The organism is Azospirillum oryzae (assembly GCF_900177515.1).
Taxonomy (GTDB): Bacteria; Pseudomonadota; Alphaproteobacteria; order Azospirillales; family Azospirillaceae; genus Azospirillum; species Azospirillum oryzae_A.
Genome location: NZ_FXAK01000001.1, coordinates 630513 through 643929 on the forward strand (window position 1 = coordinate 630513; position 13417 = coordinate 643929).

Consider the following 13417-nt stretch of genomic DNA (forward strand, 5'->3'; position numbering starts at 1 on the left):
AGTAATAAAATAACCCCATAGGATTAAAAAAATCTTCCGCCTGGATTACTTCTTTGTGGCGGCGGTCTCCATGCTGGAGAAGTGGGCGAGGGTCGGACCGGCGACCTCCCGCAGCAGTGCGGCGAAGCGTTCCGCCGCCGGCGACAGCGAGCGGCCGGCCTTGCGGATGAAGCCGATCCGCCGCACCAGACCGGCGGCGCGGATCGGTTCGACGACGATGCCCTCGCAGGAGGCGGCGTCGACGGCGGATTCCGGCAGCACCGAGACGCCCAGCCCGGCCCGCACCATGCCGACCGCGGTCGACATGTAGTTGGCTTCGCAGGACAGGCTGATCTCCAGCCCCTCCTTTTCCAGCGCGCGTTCGACCAGCGAGCGGACGCTGGTGCCGCGCGCCGTCAGGATCAGCGGATAGGCGACGATGTCCTTCAGCAGCAGCGGACGCCGGCCGTTCAGCGGGTGGTCGGCGGGGAAGAAGGCGCACATCCGGTCGCAGAGGAAATCGATCACCTCGACGTCGCGATCCGGGCCGACCCGGCTGCCGATGCCGAAATCGACCTCCTCCGCCTTGACCAGCTGGATGATCCGCTCGGCGACGACGTCGCTGACCTTCACGTCGATGTTGGGGTGATCGGCGGCGAAGCGGCGGATGGCGATCGGCAGCAGACCTGCGGCCACCGACGGCAGGGTGGCGACCGACACCGATCCGCGCCGCAGCCCGGCCAGATCGTGGCTGACGCTCATCACCGCATCCAGTTCGGCGAGCACCCGCTGCAGGGCCGGCAGCAGGTCCCGCCCGGCCTGGGTCAGCACCACGTGGCGCTTGTTGCGGTCGAACAGCCGCACGCCCAGGCTTTCTTCAAGCTGGCGGATCTGCACGGTCAGCGCCGGTTGCGACACGTTGACCTCGGCCGCCGCCTTCGTGAAGCTGCCGAGGCGGGCGACGGCGACGAAGGCCTTGATGTGTCTGACGCCCTGGAGCATGGCGCGCCTCTTATAACCAAATCGGATTGCGGTGATACAACAAATTCATTTCTCTAATCTGATTGAGGGTCCGTACAGTGTCAATCAAGGAAGCCGGGCCGGCACGATCCGTCAAAAAGGCGGGGCGTTGACTATGCCATGCCGCCGGCCGGCGGGCGAAAAGAGCAAGTTTTAAGGAAATCCCCTCCGCGGTGTTACTCGGAGATCGGCGCCGGCTGCCCTTGGTTGGCCGGTCTGGTGCTTCGCGCGCGGCAGAAGGGTCACGAAGACGCAATCGAACAACAATAACTACGGTCTTGGAGGAGGTCACATGCTCGCGCTACTCGGCTTGGCCACCATCGTCGTTCTGCTGACGGCGATCATGACGAACCGGATGTCGCCCCTGGTCGCGCTGATCGCCGTGCCGATCGTCGCGGCGCTGGCGGGCGGCTTCGGATTCGAGACCAGCAAGTTCATCATCGCCGGCATCCGCTCCATCGCGCCGACCGCCGGCATGTTCGTGTTCGCCATCATCTTCTTCGGCGTCGTCACCGATGCCGGCATGATGGACCCGATCATCGACCGCATCCTGCGCCTCGTCGGCACGCGGCCGGCGCGCATCACCGTCGGCACCACGCTGCTGGCGCTGCTGATCCATCTCGACGGGTCGGGCGCGGTCTGCTTCCTCATCACGATTCCGGCGATGCTGCCGCTCTATGAGCGGCTGGGCATGGACAAGCGCATCCTGGCGCTGTGCGTGTCGATGGCGGCGGGGGTCAACTTCCTGCCCTGGACGGGTCCGATGATCCGCTCGGCCGCCGCGCTGAAGGTGCCGGTGACCGACATCTTCAACCCGCTGATCGCGGTGCAGGGCGTCGGCCTGCTGTTCATCTTCACCGTCGCCTTCCTGCTGGGCAAGCGCGAGGAGCGGCGTCTCGGCCTGTCGTCCGGACGGCTCGCCGCCGGAGAGGCGCGGTCGGTCGGCGCCATGGGCGTGGACGGAGGCGTTGCAGCCGGCCCGGCGCCGCGCGTGCTGACGCCGGAGCAGATCAAGATCCGCCGGCCGAAGCTGTTCTGGGTCAATCTGATCCTGACGCTGTCGATCATGGCGGTGATGATCGAGGGGGCGGTCGATCCGGTGGTGATGTTCATGGTCGGCACCGTGCTGGCGCTGATGATCAACTACCCCGACGTCAAGATGCAGAAGGACCGCGTCGACGCCCATGCCAAGGCGGCGCTGATGATGGCGAGCATCCTGCTGGCGGCCGGCGTCTTCACCGGCATCATGAGCGGCACCAAGATGCTGAGCGCCATGGCGCAGTCCGCCGTCGCCTTCGTCCCGCCCGACATGGCGCAGCATGTGCCCTTCGCGCTGGGCATCCTGTCGATGCCGCTGAGCCTGCTGTTCGATCCGGACTCCTATTATTTCGGCATGATGCCGGTGATCGCCGAGGTCTATAAGACGCTGGGCGGCGATCCGATCCAGATCGCCCAGGCCTCCGTCCTTGGCCAGATGACCGTCGGCTTCCCGGTCAGTCCGCTGACCCCGGCCACCTTCCTCGTCGTCGGGCTGTGCGGCATCGGGCTGGGCGAGCACCAGAAATTCTCGATCCCCTACCTGTTCGCCGCTTCGGTGGTCATGACCATCGCCGCGGCCGTCCTGGGGGTCATTCCGTTCTGACGCGGTTCAAAATGGAGCCGCAGACAGGAGCACGTCATGAAAACCATCCGCATCGGATCGGGCGCCGGCTATTCGGGCGACCGCATCGAGCCGGCCGTGGAACTGGCCGAAAAGGGTGACATCCAGTACCTCGTTTTCGAATGCCTGGCGGAGCGCACCATCGCCATCGCCCAGGGCGCCAGGCTGAAGGACCCGGCGCAGGGCTACGATCCGCTGCTGGCCGAGCGCATGCTGGCGGTGCTGCGGCCCTGCCATGAGAAAGGCATCCGCATCATCACCAACATGGGGGCGGCCAACCCGGCCGCCGCGGCGGCCAGGGTGCGGGAGATCGCCCGCTCGCTCGGGCTCGGCGGGCTGAAGATCGCCGCGCTGTCGGGCGACGACGTGCTGGAGACGCTGAGGTCCGGCGACCACCGGATCGAGGAGACCGGCGCGCCGGTCGCGGCGATGGCCGACCGGCTGGTCTCAGCCAACGCCTATCTCGGCGCGGCGCCCATCGTCGAGGCGCTGAAGGCCGGGGCCGACATCGTCATCACCGGCCGCGTCGCCGACCCCGCCCTGTTCCTCGCCCCGCAGATCTTCGAGTTCGGCTGGTCGATGGAGGATTGGGACCGTCTGGGCAAGGGGACGGTGGTCGGGCATCTGCTGGAATGCGCGGGCCAGATCACCGGCGGCTATTTCGCCGATCCCAGCGTGAAGGACGTGGCCGGGCTGGCCCGGCTCGGCTTCCCCATCGCCGAAGTGACCGAGGACGGCGGCGCCGTCATCACCAAGGTGGCGGGATCGGGCGGCGCGGTGACCACCGCCACCTGCAAGGAACAGCTGCTCTACGAGATCCACGACCCCGCCGCCTACCTGACGCCGGACGTGGTGGCCGATTTCTCGCAGGTGCGGTTCGTGCAGGAGGGGCCGGACCGCGTGCGGGTGTCCGGCGCCACCGGGCGTCGGCGCCCGGAAACGCTGAAGGTCTCGGTCGGCTATGTCGACAGCTTCATCGGCGAGGGGCAGATCTCCTATGCCGGTCCCGGCGCCGTCGCGCGCGGCCGGCTGGCGCTGGAGATCGTGCGCGAACGGCTGGCGCTGACCGGCGTCGAGGCGACCGAGCTGCGCTTCGACCTGATCGGTGTCGATTCCATCCATGGCGACGCGCTGTCCACCGCCGGCGGGCGGGAGCCTTATGAAGTGCGGGTTCGCGTCGTCGGGCGCACCGGCAGCCTGAAGGAGGCGCAGCGCATCGGCAACGAGGTCGAAACCCTCTACACCAACGGCCCGGCCAGCGGCGGCGGCGCGACCAAATCGGCGAAAGACATCGTCGCGATGCTGTCGGCCCTGCTGCCCCGCGAGCTGGCCAAGCCCGCCATCGCGTTCATGGAGGCCTGAGATGAAACTCCGCGACATCGCCCATTCCCGCACCGGCGACAAGGGCGACATCTCCAACATCTCCGTCATCGCCTTCGACGAGGCGGACTACCCGCTGATCGAGGCGCATGTCACCGCCGAGCGGGTGAAGGCGCTCTTCCGCGAGACCGTCCATGGCGAGGTGGTGCGGTATGAAATCCCCAGCATCGGCGCGCTGAACTTCGTGATGCGCAATGCGCTGGGCGGCGGCGTGACGCGGTCGCTGGCGCTCGACGCCCATGGCAAATGCCTGGCGTCGGCGCTGCTCGACCTCGACATCCCTGACCGCCCAGTGTGACGGTGGAGGGGCGTCACGCCCGGTCAGCGCCGGCCCTTGGCCAGCGCACCGTTACCAAGCGCGCTGCCGGCCGAGGCGCACATGATGCAGGCGATGGCGGCCCACTGCACGGCGCTGAGCCGCTCGCCCAGCATCAGGAAGCCGATCAGCGCCGCCACGGCGGGGGAGGCGCTGACGGCGAGGCCGAAGACGTGGCTGGGCAGGCGGCGCAGCGCCATCATCTCCAGCAGGTAGGGCACCATGCTGGACAGCACCGCCACGGCAAGGCCGGTGAGCAGCACCGCCGGGACCAGCAGACCGGCGCCGGCATGGGCGATCCCGAGCGGCACGGTGAAGCTGGCCGCCACCAGCATCCCCCAGGCCACCGCCTGCCCGCCCGGCAGCGCCGAGGCGCGCTTGCCGAAGACGATGTAGAGCGCCCAGCAGAAGGCCGCCGCCGCGGCATAGGCGATGCCGACGGGGTTCAGCGCGCTCGACGCCTCCCGCAGCGGCAGCAGCAGGGCAAGGCCGACGGCGGCGCAGGCGATCCACAGGAAATCCTTCAGGCGGCGGGAACCGAGCAGCGCCACCGCCAGCGGCCCGGTCACCTCGATGGCGATGGCGATGCCGATCGGGATCAGCTCCATCGCCCGGTAGATCGACAGGTTCATCGCCCCCAGCGTGGCGCCGTAGACCAGCAGGTTGCCCAGGTCCGCCCGCCCCGGCAGGCGGCGCCAGGGCCGCAGGAGCGCCAGCAGCATCAGCGCCGACAGCCCGACGCGCAGGCCGGTCACCCCCTCCGCGCCCACCAGCGGGAACAGCGACTTCGCCGAGGCCGCCCCGACATATTGCGACAGCAGCGACGCCAGCAGGATCAGCAGCGGCAGGGCCGCCGCCTCCGTCTTTGCGGCGGTTGCGGATTCGATGGATGCGTTCGCCACGCGCCCGGCTCCCGGCAGGAATGGTCAGGCGAAAAGATACTGTGACGAAGGGGCGCCGGGCGCTTAAGTTTCGGGAGTTCGACGCACCGTTCTTTCGCGAAAGCCGCCATGCGCTCAACGATCGCTCGCCTGCCGGATCAACTCGACGACCAGGACCGCGCGATCCTGCGCATCCTGCAGCGCGACAACAAGACCTCGCAGCGGGAGATCGGCGAGGCGGTCCACCTCTCCGCCCCGGCGGTACAGCGCCGCATCGCCCGGATGGAGGCGGCCGGCATCATCCGCCGCAACGTGGCGGTGGTCGATCCGGCCGCGGTCGGGCAGGGGGTGACGGTGGTGGTGGAGGTCCAGACCGTCAACGACCGCTCGCCCACCATCGCCGCCGCCAAGCGCCTGTTCCGCGAGGCGGCGGAAGTGCAGCAATGCTATTTCATCACCGGCAAGGCCAGCTTCGTCCTGATCCTGCTGGTCCCGGACATGGCGAGCTATGAAGTGCTGTCGCGCCGCCTGTTCGCCGACAACGAGCTGGTGCAGTCCTTCCAGACCATGGTGGTGCTCGACCCGGTGAAGGTGACGCTGGAGGTGGACCTGTAGGGTGGCAGGCGCGGTTCAGTCCGGCCAGTCCTCGTAGCCCCAATCCTCGGCATCGGGGTCGGCGGTGCCCAGCGGGGCGACCGTGGCGCCGGCGTCGAGGGCTGTGGCCAGCCAGGGTTCGACGCTGGTGACGGGGGAGGTGCGGCACCAGCGGCGGCGGCGGCCGTCCCAGCGGCAACGGCCCTGCCGCTTCATCTCATCCCGCAACTCCCAGGACGGGATGGACGCGAAGCGGAGTTCCAGGCCGCGGTCGCTTTGGGCGATCTCCACCACCTCCCCGGCGGCGGTGGTGTGGGTCAGGCCGTCTTCCAGGACTTGGCGCAAGGTTGCGGCCCGCTCTTCGCGGATGCGTGCTTCCGCCTCGCGCTGGCGGCGGCGGTCGGCCATGGCGTCGGCGATCCAGTCCGGCGGCTCCTCCAGCACGCGGAAGCCGGCGCCGCCGCGTGGGCCGGGGGCCTCTTCCAGCAGGCCCTCGCGCAGGAGGTCGGCCAGCAGGGTTTTAAGCCGGTCGCGGTCGGCGGGGATGCCGGGCTGGCGGTTGGCCGCGGCGTCGGCGACGGTGAAGCGGTCGCCGGCCGCCCAGCCCTCGTAGATGGCGGCGGCCAGGGCGTGCAACTCGGCGACACGGCTGCGCTGCTCGACCAGATAGGCGGCGACGATGGGGTTCGGCGGCAAATCGGCCCGCCCGGCGAGGCCGCAGGTCCGGCACTGCCAGGCGCCGGGGTCGGACAGCAGCAGATGGGGGTCGCAGCGGCGCTTGCGGCAATGCTCCTCGCTGCCGGGTTCCGGCAGGCCGCGGCCGCTGTCCAGCAGGGCGCGGATGGCGTCGAGCGGCGTGTCGGCGACGCTGCGCAGCCGGTCGAGAATGTCGGTGGGCAGCCAGATTTCGGCGCCGTCGCTGTCGTTGGCGGCTGCAAAGCGGCTTTTCAGGGCACGGCGGCGGGCGGGCGTCAGCAGGGCGAGGACCCGTTCGGCGGTGTAGCTCTCGTCGAAGGTATCGGCGAGCAGCGCTTCCAGATCGGCCAGCATTGCCGGGGGCGCCAGCGCGCTTTGGTCCCCGGCGGCGAGGATGCGGCGGGCCTCGCCGAGGATTTCCGTGCTGTCATCCGCTCCCATCGCCGCTCCCATCGCCATCCGCGCCCTGGTCCCCGTCCGTTTCGCGTAGCAAGCTGGGCATGGCCGGAATGGCAATCAAGCGCCGGCTGGACGGTCGGCACTGGCCGTATGGAACCGGAACGGCCCGGCGAAGCACGGTGTTGACCGGGTGCAACGATCAGGCGTCAGAGACTGAAAGGTATTCCCATGTCCAACAATAAGCATTTCGCCCCGCCCGGCCCGCTCGGCTTCGGCGGCGCGCCGCTTGGCAACATGTTCGAGGAGGTGTCGGACGAGAAGGCCGAGGCGACGCTCGACGCCGCCTGGGACGCCGGCATCCGCTATTTCGACACGGCACCCGAATATGGCCCCGGCATTTCGGAGCATCGCTTCGGCCATGTCCTGCGCAACCGTCCGCGCGACGAGTTCGTGCTGTCGACCAAGGTCGGCCGCCTGCTGCGCGCCGATTCCAGCAAGGGCGGCCAGCATGGCCCCTTCGTCAAGGGACTGCCCTTCCGCGTCGATTACGACTACACCGCCGACGGCGTGCGGCGGTCCATCGAGGACAGTCTGCAGCGGCTGGGCATGGCCCGCATCGACATCGCCTATATCCACGATTGCGCCGAGGATGCGCATGGCGACCGCTGGCTGGAGGTGTTCGACACCGCAATGAAGGGCGCCGCCGTCGCCCTGACCCAGCTGCGCGAGGAAGGGGTGATCCGCGCCTGGGGCCTGGGCGTCAACCGGGTGGAGCCCTGCGTGATGGCGCTGGAGCGGGCGGACCCGGACGTCTTCCTGCTGGCCGGGCGCTACAGCCTGCTGAACCAGCCGGCGCTGGACGAACTGTTCCCGCGCTGCGGCGAGCGCGGCGTGCATGTGGTGGTCGGCGGCCCCTACAATTCCGGCCTGATCGCCGGGGGCAAGACCTTCGAGTATCAGGAGGCCCCATCCGACAAGGTGGCGGCGCGCGACCGGCTGGCGGAGATCGCCAAGCGCCACGGCGTCGATCTGCGCGCCGCCGCCCTGCAGTTCTGCGCCGCGCATCCGGTCGTCGCCTCGGTCATTCCCGGCACCAAGAATCCGGCGCGGGTGCGGGAGAATGTGGAACTGATGGGCCAGCCGATCCCCGGCGATTTCTGGCGGGAGCTGAAGGCGTCCGGCGTCCTGCCGGAACAGGCGCCGACGCCGGCTTAAGGAGCCTCAGCCCTCCACCACGGTTCCGGGATGGCCGGCTTCGAAACGGGCGGGGGCGATGCCGTGGGCGGCCAGCGCCGTGTGCAGCCGCTGCGGCGGCTCCTCCCGCGCCTCGTCGGTCAGGGAGAAGGTGCCCCAATGGATGCCGACGGCCTTCTTCGCCCCGACGTCCAGCATGATCCGCACCGCCTCCTCCGGGTCGCAATGCTGGGCGGACATGAACCAGCGCGGATCGTAGGCGCCGATGGGGATCAGCGCCAGGTCGCAGGCCCCCAGGCGCTCGCCGATGGCGCGGAAGGCGGCGCCGGTGCCATAGCCGGTGTCGCCGGCGAAATAGACCGAACCGGCCGGAGTGCGCAGGACGAAGCCGCCCCACAGCGCCATCCGGCGGTCACGCCCGGTGCGCGACGACCAGTGGTTGGCCGGCACGATGTGGACCTCCGCTTGCCCACCCAGATCGAACCGGCTCCACCAGTCGCCCGCCGCCGTCCGCACATCCGGGATATGCTTGCGCAGGATGGTGTCGTTGCCGAGCGGCGTGACCATCAGCGGCGCGTCGCGCCGGTGCAGGCGTTTCAGGGTCGCCACATCCAGATGGTCGTAATGGTTGTGCGACAGCAGAACCGCGTCGATCTTCGGCAGGTCGTGGAAACGGATGGCCGGCGCCGTCACCCGCCTCGGCCCGGCGAAGCGGACCGGGCTGGCGCGGTCGGACCAGACCGGATCGGTCAGGACGTTCAAGCCGGCGGCCTGGATCAGGGTGGTCACATGGCCGACCACCGTCACGCGCAGCCCATCGACGTAGCGGGCCGGCATCACCGGCGCCACCGGCACCTGCCGCGGCCATTTCGCCGCCTTCCGCCCCCATTGCCAGCGGAGAAGCTGGCGCAGGCTGCGGTCGGTCTCCGGCTCGCCCGGATTGAAGAAGCGCAGCCCGTCGAAATTCGACGTGGCGGGACCCTGCCAATAGGGATTACGCATGCGCATCGGATCCTTTGTGTCCATGGTCCCGGAGGAGATGGTATCGCCGCGGCGAAGTTCTATGGACCGGCGATGTGTGCTCGCGCTACTGTACCGTCTTCATTCATGGTTTGATCCCGGTTCGATCCAATGCAGTCCGACACCCCGACCGACGAGCAGCATCGCGCCATCCAGGCGATCGACGCCTGGTACAAGGACGATGCCGCCCAGCAGGTCTTCTGGCTGGCCGGGGAGGCCGGGACCGGCAAGACCAAGACCACCGCCTTCGCGCTGGAGCATCTGCTGGAACGCCGCCGGCTGACCGAATACGTGGTCGGCGCCCCCACCGGCAAGGCGGCCCAGGTGCTGCGCCAGAAGGGGATCGAGGGGGCGGCGACGCTGCATTCGCTGCTCTACGCCCCGCGCAAGGACGGCGACACCGGCGAGCTGTTCTTCGCCCGCCGCAGCGACGGGCCGGTGGCCGACGCCGACCTGATCGTCTGCGACGAGGGGTCGATGATCGGCGACGATCTGGCGCGCGACCTGATGCGGACGGGCAAGAAGATCCTGGTCATCGCCGACGATTACCAGCTGCCGCCGGTCTCCGGCCAGGGGCTGTTCACCAGCGGCGAACCGGATTTCCGCCTGACCGAGCCGCACCGCACCGCCCGCGAAAGCCCGGTGATCCGGCTGGCCCACCTGCTGCGGCGGCAGGAGATGCCGCGCCGCTTCGGATCGGTCGGCAAGGTGCATGTGCTGCCGCTGGAACACCGCACCCAGTCGCTGGTGATGCGGACCTCGGCGCAGGCGATCTGCGGCACCCACCGCGTCCGCACCACCTACACCAAGCGGATGCGCAAGCTGCTGGGCCACGACTCCGTGATGCCGCAGGCGGGGGAGCGGGTCATCTGCCGGCGCAACCAGAAGGACGAGGGGCTGTACAACGGCATGATCGGCGCGCTGACCCGCCCGGCCGCCGAAGGGCAGGGCCGCGAGGCCGGCCTGTGGTCGCTGGGCGTGCAGATGGAGGACGAGGTGCGGTCGCGCGGCAGGCTGATCGTCCATCCATGGATGTTCCAGGCCCATTACACCGACGGGATGGTGCAGCCGCGGGTGGGCAAGGACATCCAGCTTTACGATTGGGCGTGGCTGATCACCTGCCACGCCTCGCAGGGGTCGGAATTTCCGTCGGTCACCGTGGTCGACGATTCGGCCGCCTTCCGCGAGCACCGCTGGCGCTGGCTCTACACCGCCGTCACCCGCTCGCGCGAGGAGCTGGTGCTTCTGCTGCGCAACGCCGATCTCGGCGGGCCGTGGCAGGTTCCCGAGTTCGACGACTGCCTGCCGGCCTGAACCAATAAATCCAGTTTATCGAACGCATCACTTCTTTGCGTTGGATGTGATCGAACGCGGCGGCCATATTTTACGTGTCGAGACGGTATTTTCCGCTCCAGACCGCTTCCGGAGATCCATCCAATGGTTCATAACACTGCGGCACCGGCTAAGGCGGTGCCGGCCAGAGCGATGCGGGGACGCCCCGTGCTTTCCCGCGTCGGCGGCCTTCTGCCCGGCCTTGCCCTGTGCGTTGCCGTCACCGCTCTGGCCTTCGCTGCGGCATCGGCCGAGGCGGCGCTGTTCGGTCAGGCCTGGATCGAGGCGCTGGTCCTGGCGATCCTGATCGGCACCGTGATCCGCACCGCCTGGACGCCGTCCGCGCGCTGGCATCCCGGCATCGGCTTTTCCGCCAAGATCCTGCTGGAGGTGGCGGTCGTCCTGCTCGGCGCGTCGGTCAGCGCCGCCACCATCCTGTCGGCGGGGCCGGCTCTGCTGCTGGGCATCGCGGCGGTGGTGGCGATGGCGCTGCTGGCCGGCTTCGGCATCGGGCGGCTGCTCGGCCTGCCGGTGCGCATGGCGGTGCTGGTGGCCTGCGGCAACGCCATCTGCGGCAACTCGGCCATCGCCGCGGTGGCGCCGGTGATCGACGCGCACAGCGACGACGTCGCCGCCTCCATCGCCTTCACCGCCGTGCTGGGCGTCGCCGTCGTGCTCGGCCTGCCGCTGCTGGGCATCGGGCTGCAATTGAGCGGCGTGCAGTATGGCGCGCTGGCCGGGCTGACCGTCTATGCCGTGCCGCAGGTGATCGCCGCCGCCGCGCCGCTGGGCGCCACGGCGGTGCAGGTCGGCACGCTGGTGAAGCTGGTGCGGGTGCTGATGCTGGGGCCGGTCTGCCTGCTGCTGTCGCTGCTGGCGCCCCGGCTGGGCGGCGAGGGGGCCGGCGCCGGCGCCGACATGGCGGAGCGTCCGCGCCGGGCCTATCCGCCGGTCCACCATCTGGTGCCGTGGTTCATCCAGGGCTTCCTGGCGATGATCGTCCTGCGTTCGCTGGGAGTCATTCCCCATGCCGCCCTGCCGGCGATGGAGCATGCGGCGACCCTGCTGACGGTGGTGTCGATGGCGGCGCTGGGGCTGGGGGTCGATGTGCGGACGGTGGCGCGTGCCGGCGGCCGGGTCACGGCGGCGGTGATCCTCTCCCTGCTGGTGCTGGGCGCCATCAGCCTGACGCTGATCCGGCTGATCGGGCTGGCCTGATGCCGGTCCGGCTCCAAAACGGGCGGGAGTCTACATCCGGCAACCAGGGAGCGCATTGATACAGATTAATGCGGAATTCCGCCGCTGTGCGATCCTGAGATCACCAACCCCTCCTGCCGGCCCCCAAACCAACCGGCCGGGCAGCGGGGCGGGCCCCGCGGGGGGAGGCGCCTTGCAGGTGCCGCACTCCCCCGCGCAGAACAAGGAGTATGGTCATGCGTCAACCGGTGCAGATCGCCTTCCGCAACATCGACCCCTCTCCCGCCCTGGAGCATCTGATCCGCGAACATGCCGACAAGCTCGACCGCTTCTTCGGCGGCATCATGGCCAAGCGCGTGGTCTTCGAGGTGCCGCACCGCCACCAGCATCAGGGCAAGCATTTCACCGTCCAGGTCGCGCTGACCGTTCCCGGAGACGAGTTGGTCGTGCACAGCGACAAGTCCGGCAGCCATGCCCATGAGAGCGCCGATGCCGCCATCCGCGACGCCTTCGACGCCGCCCGCCGCTCGCTGGAGCGCTTTGCCGAAAAGCAGCGCGGCGAGTGAAGGCCGGCTTCTCCGGTTTCCCAGTCTGAACCGACACCCGCGCCCGTCCGGTCCCTCCGGGCGGGCGCACTGCATTTCCGCCTTCGGGCCGGCCGATCCCGCTTGCGACCGCACTGCACACTATGGTTGCGTCAACCAGTGTGCATCATAGGGAGCCTGAAATGATCGAAAGCGGCTCTTCGGTTCTGGAACGCCACAATGTCCGCGTGGTCGGGTCGGGGGCGGAGACGCTGGTCCTGATCCCCGGCTTCGCCACCGAACAGTCGGCCTGGCGCCATGTGGTGCAGGCGTTCCGGGGCGATCATCGCATCGTGCTGCTGGATCTGGCCGGCATCGGGCCCGGAAACCAGTCCCACTTCGATCATGTCCGCTATGGCTCGCTGGACGCCTATGCCCGCGACCTGACGTCCGTCCTCGACGCGCTCAGAATCGAGCATTGCGTGTGCGTCGGCCATTCGGTGGCGGGGATGGTGGCGGCGCTGGCCGCGATCAGGTCGCCTTACCAGTTCCGCAAGCTCATCCTGCTGGGGGCGTCGGCCTGCTACGCCAATGTCGGCGACTATCGCGGCGGGTTCGACGGCGTCGACATCGACGGACTGATCGACAGCGCGACCCAGGACTACATGCAGTGGACGGCCCGGTTCGGGCAGATGGTCGTCTCCCGCCCGGCGGAGGATCCGACGGTGCGGGAATTCGTCGCCAGCATGCGGGCGATGCGTCCGGACATGGCGCTGTCGCTGCTGCTGACCGTGCTGCGCAGCGATCTGCGCAATCGCCTGGGCGGTGTCACGGTACCTGCCGTCATCCTGCAGTCCCGTGAGGATGCCGCGGTGACCCTGGAGGCGGCGGAGTTTCTGCGCGACCATCTGGCGGGCAGCGTGCTGGAGATCCTCGACGCGTCGGGCCATCTGCCCCACCTGTCGGCTCCCGATACGGTGATCGCCGCGCTTGCCCGCCATCTCTCCTGAATTTGCTAATTTAGTGATCGCGTTACAGAAATCTTACGTCGAACATTCAGAACCTAAACCAAGGTCTAGGGTGGTTCGACCTAAACACTGGCAGGTTTAATCTGCGTCTAGTGGTTCGCGGCATATGGTCGCGTTTACCCTGTGTGGGCAAGTCGGGCGGGCGGTCTTCCGGAAGACGGAGGCGGCGGGCCGCAAGCGAACCCAGGGGAGACGGA

At 68.9% G+C, this 13417-nt stretch carries 13 protein-coding genes; 9 read left to right on the forward strand and 4 right to left on the reverse strand.

What is annotated here, in order from left to right; all coding sequences use genetic code 11:
- Positions 1-45 precede the first annotated feature (45 nt).
- The gene (locus B9N97_RS02970) at positions 46-981 is read right to left on the reverse strand and encodes a LysR family transcriptional regulator (RefSeq protein ID WP_085083118.1); all 936 of its coding nucleotides are present in this window, start codon (positions 979-981) and stop codon (positions 46-48) included.
- A 310-nt stretch (positions 982-1291) separates the two neighbouring features.
- Between B9N97_RS02970 and B9N97_RS02975 the strand changes: the two genes are divergently transcribed.
- Genes B9N97_RS02975 through B9N97_RS02985 form a run of 3 tightly spaced genes read left to right on the forward strand, consistent with a single transcriptional unit; the run spans position 1292 to position 4337 of the window.
- Positions 1292-2641, forward strand: coding sequence for a CitMHS family transporter (locus B9N97_RS02975; RefSeq protein WP_085083120.1), 1350 nt, complete (start codon positions 1292-1294; stop codon positions 2639-2641).
- Positions 2642-2677: 36 nt separating this feature from the next.
- Entirely contained in the window at positions 2678-4021 is a 1344-nt protein-coding gene (locus tag B9N97_RS02980; protein WP_085083122.1) for an acyclic terpene utilization AtuA family protein, read from the forward strand.
- Between the two features lies 1 nt (position 4022).
- Positions 4023-4337 (forward strand): AtuA-related protein, encoded by a 315-nt coding sequence (locus B9N97_RS02985; RefSeq protein WP_085083124.1) that lies wholly within the window; start codon positions 4023-4025, stop codon positions 4335-4337.
- Between the two features lie 23 nt (positions 4338-4360).
- Here B9N97_RS02985 and B9N97_RS02990 read toward each other — a convergent pair whose 3' ends face one another.
- Entirely contained in the window at positions 4361-5257 is an 897-nt protein-coding gene (locus B9N97_RS02990) for an EamA family transporter (protein ID WP_085083126.1), read from the reverse strand.
- 108 nt (positions 5258-5365) lie between these two features.
- Here B9N97_RS02990 and B9N97_RS02995 point away from each other — a divergent pair, with 108 nt between their 5' ends.
- Positions 5366-5851 carry an Lrp/AsnC family transcriptional regulator gene (locus B9N97_RS02995; protein ID WP_085083128.1) on the forward strand — a complete coding sequence of 162 codons (486 nt, stop codon included), beginning with the start codon at positions 5366-5368 and terminating at the stop codon, positions 5849-5851.
- A 15-nt stretch (positions 5852-5866) separates the two neighbouring features.
- Here B9N97_RS02995 and B9N97_RS03000 read toward each other — a convergent pair whose 3' ends face one another.
- The gene (locus B9N97_RS03000; RefSeq protein WP_085083129.1) at positions 5867-6967 is read right to left on the reverse strand and encodes a hypothetical protein; all 1101 of its coding nucleotides are present in this window, start codon (positions 6965-6967) and stop codon (positions 5867-5869) included.
- Positions 6968-7153: 186 nt separating this feature from the next.
- On the opposite strand from B9N97_RS03000, the gene B9N97_RS03005 reads away from it, so the two are divergent.
- The gene (locus B9N97_RS03005) at positions 7154-8140 is read left to right on the forward strand and encodes an aldo/keto reductase (RefSeq protein WP_085083131.1); all 987 of its coding nucleotides are present in this window, start codon (positions 7154-7156) and stop codon (positions 8138-8140) included.
- A 6-nt stretch (positions 8141-8146) separates the two neighbouring features.
- Here the strand turns inward: B9N97_RS03005 and B9N97_RS03010 are convergent, their stop codons facing one another.
- Positions 8147-9121, reverse strand: coding sequence for an MBL fold metallo-hydrolase (locus B9N97_RS03010; RefSeq protein ID WP_085083330.1), 975 nt, complete (start codon positions 9119-9121; stop codon positions 8147-8149).
- Positions 9122-9250: 129 nt separating this feature from the next.
- Between B9N97_RS03010 and B9N97_RS03015 the strand changes: the two genes are divergently transcribed.
- The 4 genes from B9N97_RS03015 to B9N97_RS03030 all read left to right on the forward strand — a co-directional run bounded on the left by B9N97_RS03015 (position 9251) and on the right by B9N97_RS03030 (position 13202).
- Positions 9251-10453: an ATP-dependent DNA helicase gene (locus B9N97_RS03015; RefSeq protein ID WP_085083133.1), complete on the forward strand. Its 1203-nt coding sequence runs from the start codon at positions 9251-9253 to the stop codon at positions 10451-10453.
- A gap of 186 nt (positions 10454-10639) precedes the next feature.
- Positions 10640-11689 (forward strand): YeiH family protein, encoded by a 1050-nt coding sequence (locus B9N97_RS03020; RefSeq protein WP_432264181.1) that lies wholly within the window; start codon positions 10640-10642, stop codon positions 11687-11689.
- 215 nt (positions 11690-11904) lie between these two features.
- Complete coding sequence (locus B9N97_RS03025) at positions 11905-12234, forward strand: HPF/RaiA family ribosome-associated protein (protein WP_085083332.1); 330 nt, start codon at positions 11905-11907, stop codon at positions 12232-12234.
- A 161-nt stretch (positions 12235-12395) separates the two neighbouring features.
- The gene (locus B9N97_RS03030; RefSeq protein ID WP_167393174.1) at positions 12396-13202 is read left to right on the forward strand and encodes an alpha/beta fold hydrolase; all 807 of its coding nucleotides are present in this window, start codon (positions 12396-12398) and stop codon (positions 13200-13202) included.
- Positions 13203-13417 lie beyond the last annotated feature (215 nt).